The 22,069-nt window shown below is 67.7% G+C and carries 16 protein-coding genes, 1 tRNA gene and 1 pseudogene; 3 read left to right on the plus strand and 15 right to left on the minus strand.

What is annotated here, in order from left to right:
• Nucleotides 1-290: 290 nt before the first annotated feature.
• From QOZ99_RS01705 to QOZ99_RS01760, 12 genes are all read right to left on the minus strand, one after another.
• The gene (locus QOZ99_RS01705; protein WP_306888147.1) at nucleotides 291-806 is read right to left on the minus strand and encodes an Hcp family type VI secretion system effector; all 516 of its coding nucleotides are present in this window, start codon (nucleotides 804-806) and stop codon (nucleotides 291-293) included.
• Between the two features lie 245 nt (nucleotides 807-1,051).
• Entirely contained in the window at nucleotides 1,052-1,399 is a 348-nt protein-coding gene (locus QOZ99_RS01710; RefSeq protein WP_306888148.1) for a hypothetical protein, read from the minus strand.
• Between the two features lie 4 nt (nucleotides 1,400-1,403).
• Nucleotides 1,404-3,269, minus strand: coding sequence for a tetratricopeptide repeat protein (locus QOZ99_RS01715; protein WP_306888149.1), 1,866 nt, complete (start codon nucleotides 3,267-3,269; stop codon nucleotides 1,404-1,406).
• Nucleotides 3,266-3,880, minus strand: a complete 615-nt coding sequence (locus QOZ99_RS01720; RefSeq protein WP_306888150.1) for a DUF3540 domain-containing protein — start codon at nucleotides 3,878-3,880, stop codon at nucleotides 3,266-3,268. Before QOZ99_RS01720 ends, QOZ99_RS01715 begins: the two co-directional genes overlap by 4 nt.
• A gap of 110 nt (nucleotides 3,881-3,990) precedes the next feature.
• Nucleotides 3,991-6,504, minus strand: a complete 2,514-nt coding sequence (locus QOZ99_RS01725; RefSeq protein WP_306888151.1) for a type VI secretion system Vgr family protein — start codon at nucleotides 6,502-6,504, stop codon at nucleotides 3,991-3,993.
• 49 nt (nucleotides 6,505-6,553) lie between these two features.
• Nucleotides 6,554-6,958, minus strand: coding sequence for a DUF4150 domain-containing protein (locus tag QOZ99_RS01730; protein WP_306888152.1), 405 nt, complete (start codon nucleotides 6,956-6,958; stop codon nucleotides 6,554-6,556).
• Between the two features lies 1 nt (nucleotide 6,959).
• Entirely contained in the window at nucleotides 6,960-8,048 is a 1,089-nt protein-coding gene (locus tag QOZ99_RS01735; RefSeq protein ID WP_306888153.1) for a pentapeptide repeat-containing protein, read from the minus strand.
• Nucleotides 8,041-11,175, minus strand: a complete 3,135-nt coding sequence (locus tag QOZ99_RS01740; RefSeq protein WP_306888154.1) for a DUF2169 family type VI secretion system accessory protein — start codon at nucleotides 11,173-11,175, stop codon at nucleotides 8,041-8,043. The genes QOZ99_RS01735 and QOZ99_RS01740 overlap by 8 nt, the downstream gene beginning before the upstream one ends.
• Before the next feature lie 573 nt (nucleotides 11,176-11,748).
• Nucleotides 11,749-11,824, minus strand: a tRNA-Lys gene (locus QOZ99_RS01745).
• 107 nt (nucleotides 11,825-11,931) lie between these two features.
• Entirely contained in the window at nucleotides 11,932-13,431 is a 1,500-nt protein-coding gene (locus QOZ99_RS01750) for a tripartite tricarboxylate transporter permease (protein WP_306888155.1), read from the minus strand.
• A 16-nt stretch (nucleotides 13,432-13,447) separates the two neighbouring features.
• Nucleotides 13,448-13,927: a tripartite tricarboxylate transporter TctB family protein gene (locus QOZ99_RS01755; protein ID WP_306888156.1), complete on the minus strand. Its 480-nt coding sequence runs from the start codon at nucleotides 13,925-13,927 to the stop codon at nucleotides 13,448-13,450.
• Nucleotides 13,928-14,013: 86 nt separating this feature from the next.
• Nucleotides 14,014-15,000, minus strand: a complete 987-nt coding sequence (locus tag QOZ99_RS01760) for a tripartite tricarboxylate transporter substrate-binding protein (RefSeq protein WP_306888157.1) — start codon at nucleotides 14,998-15,000, stop codon at nucleotides 14,014-14,016.
• Between the two features lie 216 nt (nucleotides 15,001-15,216).
• On the opposite strand from QOZ99_RS01760, the gene pabB reads away from it, so the two are divergent.
• The 3 genes and pseudogenes from pabB (at nucleotide 15,217) to QOZ99_RS01775 (ending at nucleotide 18,154) form a co-directional block, all read left to right on the plus strand.
• The gene (pabB, locus tag QOZ99_RS01765) at nucleotides 15,217-16,644 is read left to right on the plus strand and encodes an aminodeoxychorismate synthase component I (protein ID WP_306888429.1); all 1,428 of its coding nucleotides are present in this window, start codon (nucleotides 15,217-15,219) and stop codon (nucleotides 16,642-16,644) included.
• Nucleotides 16,641-17,201, plus strand: a pseudogene (locus tag QOZ99_RS01770) (anthranilate synthase component II); the annotation flags it as partial. The gene pabB and the pseudogene QOZ99_RS01770, both read left to right, overlap by 4 nt.
• 143 nt (nucleotides 17,202-17,344) lie before the next feature.
• Nucleotides 17,345-18,154 carry an aminotransferase class IV gene (locus QOZ99_RS01775; protein WP_306888158.1) on the plus strand — a complete coding sequence of 270 codons (810 nt, stop codon included), beginning with the start codon at nucleotides 17,345-17,347 and terminating at the stop codon, nucleotides 18,152-18,154.
• Nucleotides 18,155-18,183: 29 nt separating this feature from the next.
• Here the strand turns inward: QOZ99_RS01775 and QOZ99_RS01780 are convergent, their stop codons facing one another.
• From QOZ99_RS01780 to QOZ99_RS01790, 3 genes are all read right to left on the minus strand, one after another.
• On the minus strand, nucleotides 18,184-18,960 hold the full coding sequence (locus tag QOZ99_RS01780) for a DUF930 domain-containing protein (RefSeq protein WP_306888159.1): 777 nt from the start codon (nucleotides 18,958-18,960) through the stop codon (nucleotides 18,184-18,186).
• 67 nt (nucleotides 18,961-19,027) lie between these two features.
• Nucleotides 19,028-20,131, minus strand: a complete 1,104-nt coding sequence (locus QOZ99_RS01785) for a serine hydrolase domain-containing protein (RefSeq protein ID WP_306888160.1) — start codon at nucleotides 20,129-20,131, stop codon at nucleotides 19,028-19,030.
• A 30-nt stretch (nucleotides 20,132-20,161) separates the two neighbouring features.
• Nucleotides 20,162-21,751, minus strand: coding sequence for a 2-isopropylmalate synthase (locus tag QOZ99_RS01790; RefSeq protein ID WP_306888430.1), 1,590 nt, complete (start codon nucleotides 21,749-21,751; stop codon nucleotides 20,162-20,164).
• Nucleotides 21,752-22,069 lie beyond the last annotated feature (318 nt).

The raw sequence follows: 22,069 nt of genomic DNA on the forward strand, positions 1-22,069 counted from the left end.
GCAACATTTCCCCCGCACGCGACCGCGACGTCCCGTCACAAGAGGCGAGCATCGACGAATGGCCAATCAAGGGGCTGTGAGACGACGCGGGCTCGGTCCATCCAAATGCATGGCACGGCGCCGCGATCCCACCAGCCCGAGCGCATGGAAGACAGGTTCGATGACCTGGAAATGACAGTCATGCATTATACTACCGCACTCCCGGCCGCCATTGCCCCTGGCCGTGCCGAAGGCCGAGGGCGCGCGTGCGCCCCCGTCCCCAGGAGAGGATAAGGAACCGTGGACGGCGATCAGGTGGCCGGCTTGCGCCAGTCGTCGGAACCGGAGGTGCCGGCCTTCTCGTGCGTCCATGTCACCTGGCGATAGGTGAAGGACCAGTCTTCCATGTGCTGGAGCTGGGCGTTCTCCGGCAGCAGGCAGTTGGGGATCATGGCCTTGCCGTCCACCAGCACGGCGTCTTGCCATTTGATGGTGAAGTATTTTTCCTGCTGCCCGGTCTTGGACGTGCGCCAGAAGAACAGTTCAACCGTGGTCAGAACTTCACCGGTAGCCAACGCCTGCCACAGCAGCGGCGAAGCCTTGTCCTGATACTTGGTGAAGGTCGCCGGCTGGTGCACGCGCCCGCCGGTCGGCTGACCCGACTGCGGATCGCGGGGAATCATCACATTGCTCATGAAGCCCTGGACGATGCTCTCATCCTCGTGGCCTTCCTGATAGGAATTGCCCACGCTGTCGGCGGTGAAGGCGCCCTTGGTGATAAGGCCCTGCTTCTCGCCGGTGATGCTGATGTAAGCGGGTGTCGGCATAATGCCCTCGGTCTCGGGTCCCGGCCAGTCGCCGGTGCTGCCCTTACCGCAAGACTGACGCCAGTTTTATTTCACGACGCCGTCATGAAGATAAATATTCCATTTAAGCAACGACTTAACCCCATTCCGGCGTTGCAAATATTGGCTATGCGAACGTCATTATCTAACGGTCACTGCGCAGGTTTTCGCGCAGTGACAGGGATTTCCCCGACTTCTGCGCACATGACGACGGCGTGATCCGCGTTTCACACCGCCTCCAAGGCGCCAATTGGCGAGAGCCGGCACTGGACATCGAGCAGTGCCCGCGTCTTCAGATCCAGGATCGCCTCGCCTCGGCACATAAAGCCTTCCGAGCCGATCACCGCCTGCCCGCTCACCTCATAGGTGATGACCGCGCGCGGACCGAATGTGGTGCGGATCTGCGGCCGGGCGGCCAGACGCAGTTGCAAGGTCCGTCCATCGGGCAACGCGAATGACTGCCAGGCGGGCCGCTCGGGCCCGCCGGCGGGATACGCAGCCACCAGCAAGCACACCGCCGCGGAAAGCTGCACCTCCACCACGTCCGGATCGTCCTTCAACGGCTGCCAGATCACGGGATCAGTTCTCCTCGATGGACGCGCCAAGCGGGCCGGCGTCGCGGCGGGTAAGACGGCTGGCGATCGCCGCCAGCGCCCGCAGCGGGTCCGCCCATTGGCCGGGCCGGGTCTGCCGCAGCACACGGACGCTCGGATACCACAGGGCCACGCCCTCGCGATGGGCGAAGGCCCAGGGCAGCGCCGCCGGCACCAGGGCCACCGCCGCCGCGCCCATCGCCCCGGCCATGTGCAGGGCGAGGCCCGGATGGCCTGCCACCAGATCCAGATGAGAGAGGATTGCCGCGAGATCGCGGGCATCGGCCATATCCGCGCCCGCATCAACGACATCAGGACATTCGGACACCTGTGCCCGCGCCGCGTCGAAAGCCAGCGAGATCAGGGTGCCGTGCCCCGCCAGTGCGGCCGCCAGCGGCGCAAGCTGCAGCCCCAGCGCGCCGTTCTCCGGCACCAGGCCGATCCAGGGCCGCGGCAGGTGGGCCATGGCGGCGCCCCATCGCGCATGGCGGGCCGCATCCACCGCCAGATAGGGCGGGCGCGCCAGATCCCGCGGGCCGACGCCCAGCAGGCCCGGAAGGGCCGATAGCGCCACGGCATCGGCAGGCGCGGGGGCCGCGGTAGCGCGAATTCCCACCATGCCCTGCAGCAGCGGCAGCAGCGCGGGCTCGCAATGGCAGGGCATCGGCCCGCCATCAGCCGGCCGGCGGCCGGCAAAACGGGCAAGCAGCACGATCTCCCCCGCCGTCAGATGCGCCGGGATGACCACCGCCGTCACATCCGGCAGCGGCGGCGCGGCGGCGTCCCGTTCCGGCCAGACCTGCGCCATCCGCCCCAGCGCCAGCCGCAGGTGATTGCAAAGCTGAGAAGCCTCCGGCGCCTCGGGAGCCTGCTGCACCGCCTGCTCGGTGAAGGCCAGCGCCTTCTCCAGATCGCCGTTCAGCCGCAGCAGGCGCGCCATGGCCAGCAGAACGCCCGGAGCGCCCTCTGTACGGCGCACCACCTGTCCGAACGCCGCCAGTCCCCGCGCCGCATCCCCCTGAAGGATCGAAACCCGCGCCAGGGCGTCGGCCGCCGATATGTCATGGGGCGTGATGGCCAGCACTCGCCGAAGCGCCGCTTCCGCCTCGCCAAGGCGCCCGACCTCCATCAGGCATCCGGCGCGGGCGACGGCGTAGGCGGGATTGGCGGGCGCGGCGAGATAGGCCTGCTCGGCAACCGCCAAGGCCTCCTCGGCGCGCGCCATCATGGCCAGCAGGTCGGCCAGAAGGGCAAGGTCCGGGGCGTGCGCGGGGCGCAGTTCCAGCGCCCGCCGCAGCGACGCCTCGGCCATCGCGGCCTTGCCCTCGCGGATGAGAAGGCGCGCGGCCAGCGACCACCCCTCGGCGGCGAGCGGCACATCGTCCGCCGCCTCGGCCAAGCGCTGCACGGCAAGGATTTCCGCGCGGGCTTTCACCGGCTCGTCGCGGGCCAGCAGCAGCGCGGCCAGTTCCGCCCGCCGCAACCCGTCGTCCGGCGCCAGTTGGGCCGCCTGCTCCAGACAAATGAAAGCCTCCTCCGAGCGCCCCAGCGCGGCGTGAGCCGCGCCCAGATTGGCGATCACATCGGCACGGCCGGGGTGGCGACCGGCCAGCGCGGCCATAAGCTCGAAACCCGGCTCCAGCGCCCCGCGGGCCATGGCACCGGTGGCGCGCAGCAACAGCGCGTCCACCTGCTCGGGCGCAACGGCGAGCACGTCCGCCACCAGAATGTCCGCCTCCTCGAACCGCCCGGCGGACATCAGCCGGCCCGCCGCAGCCACATGAGCCGCCAGATGGGAAGCCAGATGGGGCGCATAGCGCGCGGTGGCGCCGGCAGGCTCGATGTTCCTCATCCCACCGTCACCCTTTTGCCGTCGAAGCGCACATCCTCCTTGGCCACCAGAACGGCGGTGCCTGCGGTGGTGCTGGTGATGCCGGCCACTGACTGCGTCACGGTGCCGGCCTCCAGCACATCGATATCGCGCACCAGGACGACCCGCGATTGCGCCTGCACCGCGATCTGGTCGGCCACCACCTCCCGCCGCCGGGCGGTGGAGCGCAGATGATCGGCCACGAGGGTGACAAGCCGCCCCACAAGGAAGACGGCGTGGGCGCGGATGCCCACGGTGCGACTCTCGATGGTCACGTCCCGCGCCGCCGCCAGCGCCAGCGTGTCGCCGGCAGCAAGTTCCAGCCGGGGGGCAGCAACGGTGAGCCGCTCCACGCCTGGCGCCGACAAGGTCGCGGCAACAGGCAGCAGGCGATCCAGCACGGCGAGCACGAAGCGCGTGCCTTCCACCTCGGCCAACAGCACCCGGTCCCCCACGACCGGCTCCACGAGACAGCCGAAGGCGCGGATTGCCGTATCCTCGACCTCGCCGAAAACCACCCTGATCCGACCATCGGCCCCCGGCCCCAGGACGCGGGCCGCGTGCACGCCCGCCGGCGCGGGCACCACGGCCACGGATGCCGAAGTCTCCCGGGCGACGGGCCGATCCCTCCCATCGCCCACAGGATCTGTAATGGATGGCGCAACACTCACAATCGCATCCCCCAAGGCCAGCACGCCACATGTCACATGTAGGCTTCCAGCGTCACAAAGTTGATCTTGGAAGATTTTTTTTCCGTAATTATATCCATTTGTTTGAAAACTAGCTCTGCCTGCTCAAGATTCCACGACACATGCGTCGCTTTTGTTTTGACGTCTTCGAAGCCGACATTCACGATTTTAGCATCCATTACAGCGCAATATTTGAAATCTATATTGGCTATTTTCATATCCGACGTTGTAATCTTGCTGTCTTTCGTTGTAATTTTCATGTCTCCTGCGCCGATGCAGAATTTGGCCGACAAGCCGACGATCACATCCGCCTTCGCCCCCAGAGTCATGGAGGTGGAGGCACCCAGGGTGATGGTGCTCACCGCCGACAATTGGATGGTCAGGGAGATCGAGGCTTTCAGCGTCTGCTCGAAACCCATGAAGATGCTGAAGGATTCCCCCATGGAATATTTCGTCGTGGTGCCATAGGTGAAGAAGGTGGTGTCGCCCATGGACTTCGTCTTCACCATATTGGTGGCGGTGATGGACACATCCGCCAACCCGGTGTCGCCGCCGGTGATCTTCACTCCATTGGTGGCCTTCAGCGTATATTGGCCGTCTTTCACCGAATGGGTGGAATCGCCCTTGGTGGTCTGCGTGGCGTGACCGGCGCCGAATTTCAGGGTCGCCGCGCCGACGATGTTCACGTCCAGATCCTGCTCGCTATAGAGCAGAATGCCATTGCCCGACGTGGCGTGAGTGGTGCTGGTCACCGTCACCGTGTTCACGGTATTGGCGGTCGCGGTCTTGAAATCGGCATAGGCCAGCCCGCCTTGGGTCGAGCCATAGGCGTCCGAATCCGAGACGCCCACGGTGGAGGTGGAATAGCTCAGGCCGGACTGCGCCGGCTTTTCATCCTCGCCCGCCTGCGAGCCGAGCCGCAGATAATTTCCCGTGGGAGGCTTGTCGCCCACCACCTTGGGCACGTCCATGCGCAGAAAGCGGGTGCCCGTGTCACTCGCGCCATCCTCCATTTCCAGCAGCGTGCCGGCGGTGGAACGCAGCCGGTTGAGGGTGCGCGAGGCCTTCACCACAGGGTCGGCATTGGCACCGTTATAAGCGGCGCCGACGATCACCGGGCGATCGGGGTCGCCGTTCACGTAGCCCACCAGCACCTCCGCGTTCTTCAACAGCGGCATGTGCAATCCACTTGCGACGCTGTTGGCGGACGCGCCCGCATAGGGCTGGAGCTGCCGCAAAGCGGCGCTGGCCTTGCCGGGAATGGTATGGTTCTGGCCGTCATTGTAGCTGAAGCGCACGCGATAGCGGCCGCTGTCATCCAGGGGCGCCCGCTTGTCGTCGGTTTCCGCATCGACCAGCGCGTTGAAGACACCGGACATGACAGGTCGCGGCGTCACCCGCCGTGGTCGAAAAGGCACATCCTTGCGTATGGCCACGAAACTGTTGCCATAGGCTGCCGCCTCCCCGCCCGCGGTGAAGCCCAGCGGCGCCGGAGCGCCCGCAACGTGGGTCACGGACACCACGATATACGTGGTGTTGAACGTGTCTATCGGATGTTCGGTCAAGGTGAAGGTGGCGCCGGCGCGCATGCCGGGGAAATCGCTGGAACCCTCGAAAACCGCCGCCTGCCAGGCCAGTTCCTGGGCGCGGATGGTCACGAGACTGTTGCCTTCCGTCGTATTGGGGAAGTTGTCGCCATAGGCCACGATCTGGCCTACGCCATCGACGGCCGGTGAAGCCGAGATGAGATCGACGGTCGGCGTCGCCTCGTTATAGTCGCGCAGGCGCACCTGCTTCACCTGCGGGCGCTGCACGCTGCAGAAGGAGGTGACGGACACCGCATCGACGGCGTCGCTGAGCCCGCCGATTCCGCCCCTTTGCCGCGCCTTGAAGCGGATCTCCGCCGGCGCCAGGAAATCAGTGTTTGCGGACCCCACCATGATGGCATCCTTCGGGGTCTGGCCGGATTCTTCGGTGGTCAGAAAGTAGAATATTCCATAATGCTCGCACACACGCGAAAAGAATTTAAGATCCGACTCGTTGTATTTTGTTATATTTGTACGCGAATATTCCGTAGCAATAGTTGAAGATATTGTAATATCAAGTTGCTGCCCATGCCCACCTGTCGTGCTGTTCTGGGACAGCGTGCCATTGAGAATTCCTGTGATCAGCGATTTCACGTCCAGTGCGCTATCGGCCGCGAAAACCTCGGTCTGCTGACTGAAATCCAGCAGTGACAGCCGCGGCGCAATCACCAGCGAATAGGCGAAATCGTTCTGGTTCGGCTTGTCATTGACACGGAACTCCATCACCACCCCGGCGAAAGTGGCCGTACTGCCCTTGGCGGTCACGGTCACCCAAGCCGGCTTGCCGGCAGCACTCCGGCCGGCGAGATCGCGCGGCGACACCCAAGAAACCTCGAACCGATAGGGCTGGGAAATTTCTTCAAAGCCCTTGAAGGTTTCGCAGCGGCTATCGTGCTCCTCAAGGGCCGGGATCGAAACCGAGATGATCAGGTCGGTCGGCATAGGGGATCCCCCGCGGCGATGACAGGAACGGACAGGCGATCAACCGGCATCAGCGCATCGACGCCAGCTTGACCTGGGACGGACTGATGCGGATGCCCGGCTCGTTGGGGCAGGAGCCGTTCTGCTTGGTGGGCGAGGTCAGCTTGGTGGCCGGCGTGCCGCAGATGATGAGATTGGTGGAACCCATGGAGGCCTGCGCCGGGCCCATGATCATGTTGGACACCACCCCGAGGAGAACGCCGGGCTGATTGCCGTTGGTCATGGGCGTGATGGTGGCCAGATTATGCGCCGGCATGGCGGAAAGCAGCAGCTTGGTCTGATTGGGAATGGACGTGGTCGACAGGCCGATGCAGGCATAGGGAACGGGAACCACGGCGGGGCCCATGGGGGTCTTGCAGACATCGGGAAAGCCCATATCGGTGGCCGGCATGGGACCTTGGGACGTTACGAACATCTCACTGCTCCGGAATGGCGCGCCGCACCTGTTGGGGATTGTAAAGCTCCGCCACGGCCCGCTCCGGGTCGGTCTCGAGGGTGTCGCCAGTGGCGCCGAAATTCAGCGCGCCGAGCGTATTGGCCCGGTGCAAATCCGTGCGCTTGAAGGTGGCGCCGCTGAAGTCCGCCCCCTCCAGCCGCGCGCCGGCCAAGGTCGCATGGGCCAGATTCGCCCCGACGAAACGCGCCGCGGGCGCGCTCGCGCCTGTCATGACCGCCATTTCGAGATCCGCTCCGGTAAAGTCCGCCTGCCCGAGACGGGCGGACATGAAATTCGCGCCACCAAGCCTGGCCTCCACCAGCCGCGCGCCGGTGAGGTCGCTCTGGGCGAAATGCGCCTGCGGCGCGGTGATCCCGGAAAGATCGGCTCCGGCCAATCCGCAAGCCTTCATGAAGCTGCCGGAGAGGTCCACCCCGGCAAGGTTCGACCCGGCAAGGTTCGACCCCATCATGTTGACCCGGGCGAGCGCCAGCGAGGTAAGATCAAGGCCGGAGAGGTCGGCTTCGGCCAGCAGAACGGTGTCGCACGTCAGCCCAGTGAGGATGGCGTCGGTCAGATCCGCCTTGGTGGCGATCAGGCGCGTCGCCGTCACGCCCGACAGGTCGATGCCGGACAGGTTGCATTCCATCAGTGCCGTGCCGTCGATCCGGGCTCCCGGAAGCCGCGCCTGCGACAGATCGCATTTCATGAAGGTGGTGTCGGTCAGTTGCGCCGCCGCCAGACCCGCCTGCGCCAGCGCGCACTGCAGGAAAACCGTGCCGGACAACTGCGCGCCGTCGAAACGGGCGGCGGTGAGCGTGCACTCGATGAATTGGACATCCCGCAGGTCCGCCCCGGCAAACACGGCGCCGGACAGGTCGCACTGGACGAACATCGCGCCCACCAGCGCGGTGTGATCAAGGCGCACGCCGCGAAACCCGGTGCGGACGCAACGTATTCCGGCCAGAGATGGCGCCTGTGTCCAGTCGGTGAAGGAGAAGTCGCCTCCCTCATAGAGCAGGCCGAGGCGCGCGTGCTCCAGAAGATCCGCATGCGCAGGGTCACGCATGGCTGGTCTCGAGGACGAGTATCGTGTTGGCGAGGTTCGCCCCGGTAAAATCCGCCCCCGCGAGATTGGCATCGCTGAGGTCCGCGCCGTAGAGATTGGCGCCGCGCAAGGTCGCCCGGACCAGATCCGCGCGATGAAGCTGCGCCTCCATCATCTGCGCGCCGATAAAGTCGGCATCGACGAGAGTGGCGCCGTCCGCAAAGATCCGGCGCAGCGAGGCAAGCCGGAAGTCTGCCCCGGCAAGCTGGGCATCCGCGATGGTCGACCGGTCGAGAACCGCGCGCGGGAAGCGTGCGCCCGTGAGATTGGCGCCGAAAAAGCTGCAATCGCTGGCGAGGACGCCGGGACAGTCCGCGGCGGTCAGATCCGTCCCGCCGATGAAATTGGAGCCTCGCAAATCGGCATTCACGGCCCGCATCCCGGACGCATTCACCTTCAGAAAGCCACAGCGATCCACAAAGGCGTCGGAGAAATCCACGCCGGTCATGTCCGTTTGCAGAAACTGGCACTGCCGCAACTGCGCCCCGGTGAACGCTGCCCGCCGCATCGTGGCTTTCAGCACCATCACCTCGTCCAGGCGGGCCTCGGCAAGGTCGGCGCCATCCAAATCCGCCTCCAGCGCCTGCACGTCGCGCAGGGTCGCCTTCTGCATCAGGGCGCCGCGCAGGCCGGCCTTCATCAGGCGCGTGCGCACCAACCGCGCGCCCGCCAGACGCACAGAGGGGGCATCCACCCCGCTTAAGTTCGCCCCGGTGAGATCGGCATCCGACAGATCCGCATGGTCGAGCCGCGCCTGGGTCAGTGCCGCATCGACAAGGATCGCCCCGACAAGCCGCGTGTTGGCGAGGTTGGCGCGTTCAAGAAAAATGCCGCTGAGGTCGAGCCCCGAGAGGTCGGCCCCGGCCAGGTTCGCTCCCGCGAGGTCGCGTCCGCGCAGGCTCAGGCCGCCTCGGGCCTCCGCTACGATCAGATCGCCGAAGCTGCGCGCCACATGGGGGGAGAAAAGTTCCTGTGGATAGGCCGCCTCCGGCGCGTTCAGCCGCAGGTTGGCGATGCCGGCCATCAGGCGGGACTCAGCCGCGTCCATCGCCGCGCGGGACGGCGTCAGTTCGCTCCTGGCATGCGCCATCCGCTCATCGGCGCTCAGGCCGGCCGCTCGCGGATCGCTCGGGGCCACCTGCGCCAGCAGGAGGTCCAGCGCCGAGCCGTCACCGCTCGCCGCGAGCCCCGGCAGGGCTGCCCGCAACTGCCGGTCCGCGACGGCCACCTGCCGCGCGAGATCCGCCCCCTCCGCCGCCGGCAGGTCCGGGCTCGCGGCAAGCGTGGCCAGCAGCGCCGCCACCGGGTCGGCGGGCGGCGGCGGTGCGGGGCGTGCATCCTGCGGCAGATCCGGCATGGGCGGCAAAGCCACCGCATCGAGACGCTCGAAGCTTGCGCGCGCCTCCGCCAGCGGACGGGCGCCCGGCAGGTCCAGGAAGCGCGCCCGCGCGGCTGCCAGCACGGCCTCATCGTCCGCGCCCTGAAGCGCATTCGCCAGCAGGGCCCGCCAATCGCTCGCCACGGCGGCGGCGGTCAGGGCGGTGTCCAGCACCGGCGGCACAGGATCGCCGTCGAGATCCGGGGCCGGCGCCGGGCGCTGCGCCGCGGCGATATCGAGGCTCGCGGCAATGTCGGGGGCACCCAGCGGCGCGAGGCTCGCCAGAAGGGCATCAATCTGCGTCACCCCGGCTCCGGGCCGCGCGAGATCCGCCATGGCGTCGATCACCGGCTGGCCCTGCGCCGCCAATTGCTGCAGGCTCTCCTCGGCGGCACGGGTGGTCGCTTGCAGCGCATCGAGAAGGGCGCCCAGATCGAAATTTCCATCCGCCAGGTCTTCCGGGGTCGGCAGGGGTAACGGGTCTGGGTCCGGCACCGTCGGCGGCGGTCGCAGCACGACCGGCACCGACAGCCGGTCCATCTCGCGGGTGATGAGGAAGTCGGATGCCTGCGCGTCGCGCACGGCACGCGCACGCGCCCGGGTCGAGCGGGCAGCGACGCGGCGCGCGGTATCGATCGGATCCGGCTCGGGCGAGAGCTGGCCCTCGCTGAAGGCATGGCGCGGCCCGGTCTCAGGGTCGATCCGCAGGCGCCGCACCTGCGCATAATGGTCAAGGGAGCGGGGCGCATCCGCCATGCGCTCATAGGCCAGCATCAGATCGGTGACATCCTTGCCATCCATGTCGGCCACGGGCACCCCGCCGTGCCAGCACAAAAGACCCCGGCGCGCACCGGCGAACAGCCAGAGCGTGTCGAGTTGCAGGCTCACCTCCACCCACTCCTGCCGCTCCCGCCCCACGAAGGCCCGCGGTCGCAAAGCCGGAAGCCGGCCGCTGAGCTCGGGCCTGTCGCGGGAGAAGTTGCGCAGGCGAAAGGGTTCATCACCGCGCAGATAATCGGCGAACCGCTGGTCCGGCGGGGCCGTCATGAAGAAATCCGGATGAATGTCATCGGCCAGCGCCGGCGCCACATTCTGCAGCCAGGCCTTGTCATAGGTCCCGGCAAGAGCGGCCCGCGCGGGATGCATCACATCCATGGGACCGAACACCGCGGGGGCCGGCTCATCGTCCATCGCGTAGACGAGGGCGGCGGGATCCTCCACATTGGGCAGCGCCACGGGCGCGCCAGCACCGATGCGCGCCGCCGCGCCAAAACCGAGCCCGGCCGGATTGAGCCGGTGCCCCGGCCCGCCATAGGCCCGGTCCGGCCCCAGCAGCAGATCGACCAGCGGTTGCGCCGGGGTCGCCTCATAGCCCGCCACGCCCAGACGCCACCAGCGATCACCATAGACCGCGAGGCGCTTGGTCAGGGCGCCCACCTGCGCCTCCAGCAGGAGCCCCGAACTTTCGGGGACCTGGATGCGCCCGCCAATGAGCAATTCCGCCCGGGGCTTGGGCATGCCGACATCCAGAACCCCACCGGAAGGCAGCGCCTGCGCCGCCATCATCCACAGGCCTTGCTCACCATCGAGGCGGGAACTGTCCGCGAGATCGAACGATGCCATCACGGTGACGAGATACTGGGTCCCGCGTCGGCGCCGTTCGACCTTGGTGAGCACCGCCAACGGGCGCGGCTTGATGACGAGGGGCATAGATCCTGCGGAAGCTCACGTTGAACGATCCCTTGTAGAGGTGCGCTCTTACAGTCGTAAGACGCTCCAACATGCTGGACGGACGCGGCGAGGTATCCGGGATTCGGTCGCGGGCCCTGCTCACCCCACAGGCTGGCGCGGCTCGCTTCGTCACGCCGACAGCGCGCAGGCCGGCGCCCCGATGCGGGAGCCGCGGCACCGGGCCGAGAACGCCATCGCGTCCCAGATCGTCGGTCGCCCGTAGCCGCCGGCAATGCGCGCAGCGCGGCCGTGGGCATCACGCCGATTCGAGGCCATGGAGGATTGCGCCTCGCCCCGGCGGCGACGCGTGCGGTCAGCCGCAGATCAGCCCGGACGCAGCAGGCTTCGTGATGATGGCCACACGCCGACAGCCCGGGCGGGCGGCCATGGCCGGGCATGCCGTTTCGAGCATGCGTGTGCGTCTTGACGCATCTATCTCGCAGCGTGGATCGAGCTTGGGGAGACGGAGATGACCAGATCGGCAAAGCATGCGGATCTGGAAGATAAGTCAAACCGCACGGAAAACGATCTGAAAGTTCCACCATCCAGGGATGGTGGGCGCACTAGGGCTCGAACCTAGGACCCGCTGATTAAGAGTCAGCTGCTCTACCAACTGAGCTATGCGCCCTCGCGGGCCGTGGCCTCGCGAACGAGTGGTCATGTAGCAAAGGGATTCTGGCCTGTCCATAGGGACCGGCCAGGCGATCCATCTTTCCCCAACGTGCCTGTGGATACCTATTCCTTGAAGGCCTCCTCGCGCTTCTTGCGGACCGACGGCAACAGCACGACGACAAGAGCCAGAATGGCGAGGGCCAGCATGGTGGCGGAGATCGGCCGGGTGAAGAACACGGTCGGGTCGCCACGGGAGATCAGCATGGCGCGGCGCAGATATTCCTCGAGCATCGGCCCGATGATGAAGCCGAGCAAAAGTGGGGCCGGCTCGCAGTCGAGCTTCACCAGCACGTAGCCCACGAGGCCGAACACGGCCATGGTGAACACGTCGATCGCGTTGTTGTTCACGCTGTAGACGCCGATGCAGCAGAAGCCGACGATCAGCGGAAACAGGATGTGATAGGGCACGGTGAGCAGGCGCACCCATATGCCGATCATCGGCAGGTTGAGCACCACCAGCATCAGATTGCCCAGCCACATCGACACGACGATGCCCCAGAACAGGCTCGGCTGCTCGTTCACCACATTGGGGCCCGGCACGATGCCCTGGATGATCAGCGCGCCGATCATCAGCGCCATGACCGGGTTGGACGGGATGCCCAGCGTCAGCATCGGGATGAACGAGGTCTGCGCGCCGGCATTATTGGCCGATTCCGGCGCCGCCACGCCTTCGATGGCGCCCCGGCCGAACTGCTCGGGATGGCGCGAGATCTTCTTCTCGATCGAATAGGCGGCGAAGGAGGAGAGAATCGCCCCGCCGCCCGGCAGGATGCCGAGGAAGGAGCCGAGGAAGGTGCCGCGCAGGATCGGCCCAATGATTCGCTTGATGTCGTCCTTCGACAACAGCAGGCCCTTCACCTTCTGCACCATTACGGTGCGGGTATGCTCGTCCTCCAGATTGCGCACGATCTCGCCGATGCCGAACACGCCCATGGCGAGCGCCACGAACTCGATGCCATCGGCCAGTTCCAGCATGTCGAAGGTAAAACGCGGCGCTCCGGTATAGACATCCTGGCCCGAGAGGCCGAGCAGGATGCCGAGCACCACCATCGCCAGCGCCTTGACCACCGAGCCGGAAGCCAGCGCGACCGAGGCGACGAGGCCCAGCACCATCAGCGCGAAATATTCCGGCGGACCGAATTTCAAGGCGAGGTCGGCCAGCGGCGGCGCGAACACCGCCAATAGGAACGTCGCCACCGAGCCGGCAACGAACGAGCCGATCGCCGCCGTGGCCAGCGCCGCGCCCGCGCGCCCCTGACGCGCCATCTGGTAGCCGTCAATGGCGGTGACGACCGAGGAACTCTCGCCCGGCAGGTTGATGAGGATCGCCGTGGTCGAGCCGCCATATTGCGCACCGTAATAGATGCCGGCCAGCATGATGAGCGCCGCCACCGGCGGCAGGCCGAAGGTGATGGGCAGCAGCATGGCGATGGTCGGCACCGGCCCGAGGCCCGGCAGCACGCCGATCAGCGTGCCGAGCAGCACGCCGAGGAAGCAGTAGAAGATGTTCTGGAAGGTGAAGGCGACGGAGAAGCCAAGGGCGAGATTATCGAAAATTTCCAAGATACCCGCTCCCGATTCAATAGCCGCCGAGCCAGGGCCCGAGCAGGGGCAGCGGCAGGCCGAGCCCCTTGATGAACACCGCCCACGAGAACGCGACCATGATCAGCGCCGAGGCGAGGCCGGTGAGGAGGTTGAACTTGCGGCTCGCCAGCGCGGAGAGGAAGACCGCCAGCCCCATGGACGGGCCGAGCCCCAGCGGGCGGATGCCGAGCCCGAAAATGACCACCGCCAGTGTCACCAGCGCCAGCGAGCGCCACGGCCAGCCAGCGAAATCGATCGCGTGGCTTTCCCCGGCGGGCACCGCCAGCCCGGTTGTGAGCACGATGAGGCCGAGCAGCGCCAGCAGCCCGGCCAGGATCATCGGGAAATAGCCCGGCCCCATGCGGATCGCCCGCCCCATCGGCAGGTCCATCGCCTGCCAGGCGAAGAAGGCGGCCAGCCCAATCAGCAGGAGGCCGCTGGCGACATCCTTGGGATTCTTCACGAAACGCGTCATGCGCGGACATTCCCCGAGATCGTCACGAATGAAGCCCACCCGGCGACGCGCGCGTCACCGGGTGGGTGGCCCTTCCGGGCGCCGCGTCAGTCGGCGAAGACGCCGGCCTGCTCGATGACCGGCTTCCACTTGGCCACTTCCGCCGCGAGGAAAGCCTTGTGCACCTCCGGGGTCGCACGATCGAGCGCCACCGGCTCGGTGCCCAGATCCGCGAAGCGGGCGATCACCTTGGGGTCCTGCAGCGCCTGAACCAGCGCGGCGTTGATCTTGTCCACCACCGCCTTCGGCGTGCCCTTGGGCGCATAGACACCGTGCCACACCGCCACCTCGAAGCCCGAAAGCCCGCCCTCCTGCAGGGTCGGCAGGTCAGGCATCGACTTGAGGCGGTTCTTGGTGGTCACGCCATAGGCCTTCACCTTGCCCGCCTTGATCTGGCCGGTGGTGTTGGTGGTCTGGTCGCACATCAGGTCGATCTGGCCGCCGATCAGGTCGTTCATCGCAGGTCCCGTGCCCTGATAGGGAACGGTGGTCATCTGCGTGCCGAGCGCGGACATGAACAGCATGCCGCACAGATGCGAGGCGGAGCCGACGCCGGCATTGCCGTAGATCACGCCGTCCTTCTTGTCCTTCACATGCGCGATCAGCGCGCCGATGTCCTGGGGCGCAAGGTCCGGCTTGCCGATCAGCGTCATGGGCACGTCGGTGACGAGCCCGACCTCCTCGAAATCGGTCAGCACATTGTAGGGCAGCTTGCGGTAGAGCGTGGCCGCCGTCGCCTGGCCGATATGGTGCAGCAGGATCGTGTAGCCGTCCGGCGACGCCTTGGCGACCTGTCCCGCCCCGCGCGTGCCGCCGGCACCGCCGACATTCTCGACGATGACCTGCTGGCCGAGCGAGCGCGACATCGATTCGGCGACGAGGCGCGCCACCGTGTCGGTCGGCCCACCGGCAGCGAACGGCACCACCATGGTGATGGTGCGCGCCGGATAATCCTGCGCATTGCCCTTGCTGAGCGGCAGGGTGGTGAGCGCCAGTGCGGCGAGCGCCATGGCGGCGGCGGTCAATTTCTTCATGCGTCCCTCCCGAGACTGTGTGTGGCTTGTTCTGAACGCTTGAGCGACTTCGAGCCGGAGCGAAACCCGGCCGGTCCCTGCTTGTCCGTCTAGGCGAGCATTGGCGTGTCCGTGCGTCAAGAGACGCTTTGGACTGAGGCGGGGATGTCGGCAAACAAATCGCGCCCCGCGCCGTCCGATCTAGGAACGCGCGGCATGAGGCTCCATATTCGGTCCATGATTCAGGAAGCGCTCCCGCTCGTCGTCGAAATCGCCTTTCAGGACCCGTGGGAGGCCGCGCGCCGCCTCGCGGGCGGGGCGGATGCGCGCCAGTCCGGACTGGTCTTTCTCGACAGCGCGATGGCGCACCCGCGGCTCGGGCGGTGGTCCTACCTGATGGCGCGCCCCTTCGGCCGCTTCAGGGTCGAGGACGGCGTGGCGCGCTGGAACGGCGCGCGCGAGGCGCCGCCGCCGCTGGAGGCGCTGCGCGCGCGGCTCAGGGCCTATGCGCAGCCGCGCCTGCCGGGCGACGCCGCCTTCCAGGCCGGTGCGGCGGGTTATGTCGCCTATGAGGCCGGCCGCCTGTTCGACCGCTTTCCGACGCGCGCGGCCGAGCCGGGAGAAGGGCCGGAAATCGACCTCGGCTTCTACGATCTCACCATCGCCTTCGATGTGGTGGGCCGGCGCGCCTTCATCGTCTCCACCGGCTGGCCCGAGCACGAGCCCGCCCGCCGCGCGCGCCGCGCCCGCGAGCAGCTGGCGCAGGCGAGCGAGCGGCTCGCCGGCCCGCTGCCCCCGCTCGGCGCGCCGGCCATCGCCCGCGACTGGCGGTCCAATTTCGATGCCGACGGCTACCGCGCCGCCGTGGCGCGGGTCATCGCGTATATCCGCGCCGGCGATATCTTCCAGGCCAACTTCACCCAGCGCTTCGAGGCGTTGATCGACGCCACCGATCCGCTCGCGCTCTACGACCAGCTGCGCCGCGCCAACCCGGCGACCTTCGCGGCGCTGATCGTCAATGATGATCGCATCATCGCCTCCTCCTCGCCGGAGCGCTTCGTGAAGCTGACCGGCCCGCAGGTGGAGACCCGCCCGATCAAGGGCACGGTGCCGCGCTCGGTGGAGCCGACCCTCGATGCCTTTCGCGGCCGCGAACTCGCCGCCAGCGAGAAGGACCGCGCCGAGAACGTGATGATCGTCGACCTGCTGCGCAACGACCTCTCGCGGGTCTGCCGGCCCGGCACGGTGAAGGTGCCGCACCTGTGCGGGCTGGAGACCTATGCCAATGTGCATCATCTCGTCTCGGTCGTGACGGGCACACTGCAGGACGGACGCGACGGGCTGGACCTGATGGCGGCCTCCTTTCCCGGCGGCTCCATCACCGGCGCGCCGAAGATCCGCGCCATGGAGATCATCCGCGAGCTGGAGGGTCGCCCGCGCGGCCTTTATTGCGGCTCCATCGGCTATATCGGCTTCGATGGCGCGATGGACTTCAACATCGCCATCCGCAGCGTGACGGTGGAGAAGGGCCCCGATGGGCCTGTCGCCAGCTTCGGCGTCGGCGGCGGCATCACTGCGCTGTCCGACCCCGCCGCCGAACATGCCGAGAGCCTGACCAAGGCCGAGCGGCTGTTCCGCGCCTTCAAGCCGGAGGACGTGGCGTGATCCTGCTCATCGACAATTACGACAGCTTTGTCTTCAACGTCGCGCGCTACCTCACCGAACTGGGCGAGGAGGTGGAAGTGGTGCGCAACGATGCGCTCGACCTTGCCGCCATCGAGCGTCTGGCGCCCGATGCGCTGGTGGTCTCGCCCGGCCCCTGCTCACCCTTTGAGGCCGGCATCTCGCTGGCGGCGGTGCGCGCCTTCTCCGGCCGGCTGCCGATCCTGGGCATCTGCCTCGGCCATCAATGCATCGGCCAGGCCTTTGGCGGGCGCGTGGTGCGCGCGAAGGAGCCGATGCACGGGCGCGTCTCCCGCGTCACCCATCGCGGCAGCGACGTGTTCGCGGGGCTTCCCTCCCCCTTCCCGGCCGGGCGCTATCATTCGCTCGCCGTCGAGCTGGACCCCGGCTCCCCGCTCGTCGCCACCGCCTGGAGCGAGGATGGCGAGATCATGGGCCTCGCCCACCGCACGCATCCCACGTTCGGCGTGCAATTCCATCCCGAATCGGTGCTGACCGGCCCCGGCTATGAGCTTCTGGCGAACTTCCTGCGCCTCGCCGGGCTCGGCAAGGCGATGCCGGCGCTCGCCCTCGCCCCCTTGCCGGACGACGCGCCGCAGCTCTACCCGCCGCTGCTGGCGCCCGCCGCCTTGCCGACTCCGGACTGGGCCAAGGTCTGGCCCGCCCGCTGGGGTGCCGAGCCGTGAGTGCCGTCGTCTCGGTCGACGATCGCGGCTTCACCCTCGGGGATGGCGTGTTCGACACCGCGCTGGCGCTGGGAGGCGTGGTCTTCGCGCGCGACCGTCATGTGGAGCGGCTGCTCGCCGCCGCACGGCAGCTCGGCATTGCCGTCGAACGCACGGCGATCGACGCGGCGATCGACGCGGGGCTCGCCTCTGCCCCCGCCATCCTGCGCACCACGCTGACGCGCGGCGCAGCGGCGCGCGGCCTGTGGCCGGCAAACGCGGGGGAGCCGACACTCATCGTCACCACCGCGCCGTGGAGCCCCACCCTGGTCGGCCAGCCGGCGCGCCTCGTCACCGCCACCGGCCGGCGCAACGAGTACTCGGCGACCGCCAACCTCAAGACGCTCGGATATCTCGACCACATCCTCGCCGCGCGCGAGGCGGCGGTCGCCGGCGTCGACGACGCGCTCATCCTCAACACGCGCGGGCGTGTGTGCTGCTCCACCATCGCCAATATCTTCGTGCGGATCGGCAGACGGCTCGTCACGCCCTCGCTGGCCGAGGGTTGCCTGCCGGGCATCCTGCGCGCACGGGTGATCGAGGCCGCGCCCGCGCTCGGCCTCTCGGTGGAGGAGCGTCCGCTGGCGCCGGAGGTGCTGTTCGGCGCGGACGCGGTCTTCCTCACCAACAGCGTACGCTTCATCCGCCCGGTGCTGGTGCTGGACGGGCGCCCGCTCGCCGGCGACGACGCGGCCGTCGCGACGCTGATGGCGCATTTGCGGGCGCTGGTACGCACCGAATGCGGCGCGGATCTCGCCGCGCCCTGAGCCCGCCCCCTGAGCCCGCGCCCTGAGCGTCAGTGCAGGGAGGGAAGATTGTCCGTCGCCCATTCCTCGCGCGGGATCGCCGCGCCGACGCGGAAGGCGAAGCCGACCACCTTGCGCAGCCCGGCGTCCAGCTCGCAGCGATAGGAGACTTCGTACCATTTGCGCTGGTTGCGGAAGGCGCCGCCATGGGCGATGAGCGTGGTGCCCTCCATGCGCGTGTCGGACAGCGCATAGTCGACCAGCCGGTCGGGCTGGAAGTCGGCCTGCCAGGCGTGGATCTGCTCCATCGCCTCGAGGTCGCACAATTGGGCGATGCGATCCTCGTCCACCAGCCGCCCGAGTTCGCGGCGCAGCCCCCGGTTATGCGGCTGGCCGAGCGCCAGATCGGAGAGCATGCGGGAGGGCTGGATCATGTCGGGTATCACCGGGCGAGCGGCGGTTCCCGGCACCGCGGCGACCGGCGGTGGCATGGAGGTGGGGCGCGCGGACGGCAGCGCCTCGGACGCGGTATCCGGCGCCGGCAGTGGCGTTTCCGACCGCGCCGCGCCGGAGGGCGCCGGTGTGACACCGCGCAGCGCGTCGAAGGCGCGAGCGTCGATCACTTCCGTCTCCACCGCATTTTCCTCGATCGGTGGCAGGCGGGCCGGCACGGCAACGAACAGGATGGCGGCGAACAGAGCGAGGTGCACCCCCACGGAACCGGCGAGGCGGCCGGCATCGGCAGGCGGACTCAGCCGCTCCCGCCGCGCAGGGCGCGCGTCCAGGGCCGGCAGATCGACCTCCGGGGCGGACACAGCCAGAATCATGCGGCGCGGATCGTCATCGGAGAGCCTTGAGCGGAAACGACAGCCATCCCCGACCGGGCGGGCAGCATTATGGCGGCGACGCCTCGACCACCCGCATGAGCAGGCCCACCAGTTCCGACCCCCGCACCGTGTGCCCGCCCTGCCGCCAATCGGTGGTGACGGCCATCACCAGGCCTCGCGCGGGCACGATGGCGATCATCTGCCCGCCATAGCCGGCGGCATAGGCGGCACCCGGGCCGAACACGTCGGGGTTTGGCACCCACCAGAGATAACCGTAGCCCTGATGCCCGCGATCCGTCGGCGACCAGGCGGTGGTGGAGGCTGCGACCCAATCGGCGGGCACGATCTGCCGGCCGCCCCACATGCCCCTGTCCAGGTAAAGCTGGCCGAAGCGTGCAGCGTCACGGGCGGTGAGGCGGAACGGGTAGGCCGGGTGTTCGGAAGCTTTTTCGCGCACATAGCGGCCATCGGCGGCGGTGAAGTCCTGCATGCCGATGGGCCCGGCGATACGTCGCTCGAAGGCCGCGAACAGGTCTTCGCCGGTGGCGCGGCGATAGATGGTGCCCAGCGCGTTGAAGTCCCAGTTATTGTAGAACCGGAAGCTGCCGGGCGGGTGGCTGCCGCGCGCCGGGCGATCGCGCTTCATCGGTGCCGTTTCATGTGCGGCGGGGTGATAGATGCCGGAGCGCGCCATGAGGAGATCGCGCAGCCTCGCGCGGCGCTCTTCCGGTGTGAGCGCGGGCGGGAGGTCGTCAATGCCGAGATCGGCCAGCGTGCTGTCGAGCGACAGCCGCCCTTCCGCCACCGCGATGCCGATCAGTGCCCCGAGGAGGCTCTTGCGCACCGAGGCGACATCGACCTTGCGGGTCACATCACCCCAGCCAGCCACCAGCCGGCCATGCCGCGCCACGACCACGGCTGTCGTGCCAAGCCGGGCCGCCTCGTCCTGCGCCGCCTGGAGACGGGCGGACGACCAGCCGGCGGTCCGGGGATCGGCGCTCTCCCACACCGAGCCGGGCACGGCATCGGGAGAGGCAAGCGAGGGAAATCCGCTGCCGAGAAAAGATGCCGCCGCACCGAGGACGGTGCGACGGTTGATCGCGCGTGCCGACAGGGCTGAAGGGCGGGAGGGCAAGGTCAGGACGCCATCCTGCGCATGACCATCCCTCACCCTCACCCCTCACCCCTCACCCCTCACCCGTCACTCCGCCGCCGGCTGGGCCTGCGCGTTGAGGCTCTGGCGCTTGGTCTGCAGCTTGTTGAGCGCGATGATATAGGCCTGCGCCGAGGCGACCAGCGTATCCGGATCGGAACCGCGCCCCGTCACCGCCTTGTCGCCCTCTTCCAGCCGCACCGACACTTCGGCCTGCGCGTCCGTGCCCTCGGTGACGGCATGCACCTGGTAGAGCGCCAGCTTGGCGGCATGCGGCACGATCGCCTTGATGCAGTTGAACACGGCATCGACCGGACCGTTGCCCTCGCATTCCTCGGTAGTGACGACGCCATCCACCGCCATCTTCATGGTGGCGCGCTGCGGGCCGTGGCTACCGGCGATGACGGAGAGCGACACCAGCTTCATGCGGTCATGCGCGGCGGCGATCTCCTGATCGACCAGCGCCTCGATATCCTCGTCGTAAACCACCTTCTTGCGGTCGGCGAGGTCCTTGAAGCGGGCGAAGGCATCGTTCAGCGCGTTCTCGCCCAGCTCGTAGCCCAGCGCCTTCAGCTTGTCGCGGAAGGCCGCGCGACCGGAATGCTTGCCCATGACCAGCGAGGTCTTGGACACGCCGACACTGTCGGGCGTCATGATCTCATAGGTCGTGTTGTTCTTGAGCATGCCATCCTGATGGATGCCGCTCTCATGGGCGAAGGCATTCCGGCCGACAATGGCCTTGTTGTACTGCACGGGGAAACTCGTCACCGCCGAGACCAGCTTGGAGGCGCGCGTCACCAGCGTGGCGTCGATGCCAGTCTGGTAGGGCAGCACATCGGCGCGGGTGCGGATGGCCATCACCACCTCTTCCAGCGCCGCGTTGCCCGCGCGCTCGCCGAGGCCGTTGACCGTGCATTCGATCTGCCGCGCGCCGCCGGCCAGCGCCGCCAGCGAATTGGCCACGGCGAGGCCGAGATCGTCATGGCAATGGGCGGAGAACACGATCTTTTCCGGGTTGGGCACGCGGTCGAGCACGCGCTCGCGCACGTTACGGAACATCGCCTCATATTCGGACGGGGTGGCGTAGCCCACCGTGTCGGGCAGGTTGATGGTGGTGGCGCCGGACCTGATCGCGGTTTCCACGCAGCGCACCAGATAATCGAGCGGCGTGCGGGTGGCATCCATCGCCGACCATTCGATGTCGTCGATCAGGTTGCGCGCCTGGCTGACCGTGGCGGTGATGATGTCGATCACCTGATCCTGCGTCTTGCGCATCTGGAATTCGAGATGGATCGGCGAGGTCGAGACGAAGGTGTGGATGCGCGGGCGCTGCGCATGCTTCACCGCCTCGCCGGCGCGGGCGATGTCGGCGGGAATGGCGCGGGCGAGGCCGGCGATCACCGCGCGCTTCGTGCGGCGGGCAATCTCGGCGACCGACTCGAAATCGCCATTGGAGGCGATCGGGAAACCCGCCTCGATGACATCGACGCCCATCGTGTCGAGGAGGTCGGCCACTTCCAGCTTTTCCTCGAAGGTCATCGAGGCGCCGGGGCACTGCTCGCCATCGCGCAGCGTGGTGTCGAAGATGATGACGCGGTCCGTCTCGGTGGAAGCGGCGGCGGCGCTTGTGGCGTTCATGGCGGACATCGGGGGCGTTCCTTCTTGTCTGCGGGCGCCGGGAGCCGCGCGGGTTCATATCCCTCTCGGCTTCGTCCGGCGCAAATTCAGCTTTTCAGGCGGTGGCGTGGAGGCATCATCCCCTGAGCGCCCAGGCATCAGCCCGGCCGGCCCTCAGGGGCGGCTAAGAAGAAGCAGGCCGGACGCAAGGAGAGCCTTCCCCGTGAACCGCAGGGCGGCCGGGGTCGCGGAATAGCAGCGGGCGGACGAAGGCGTCACGGCTCGGCTCTCGCGAGGTTGCTCTCTGGACACGCTGTTTAGCCGAGAGCCGGCCCAACG

Origin of the sequence: Ancylobacter amanitiformis (assembly GCF_030814815.1) — a bacterium.
Lineage (GTDB): Bacteria > Pseudomonadota > Alphaproteobacteria > Rhizobiales > Xanthobacteraceae > Ancylobacter > Ancylobacter amanitiformis.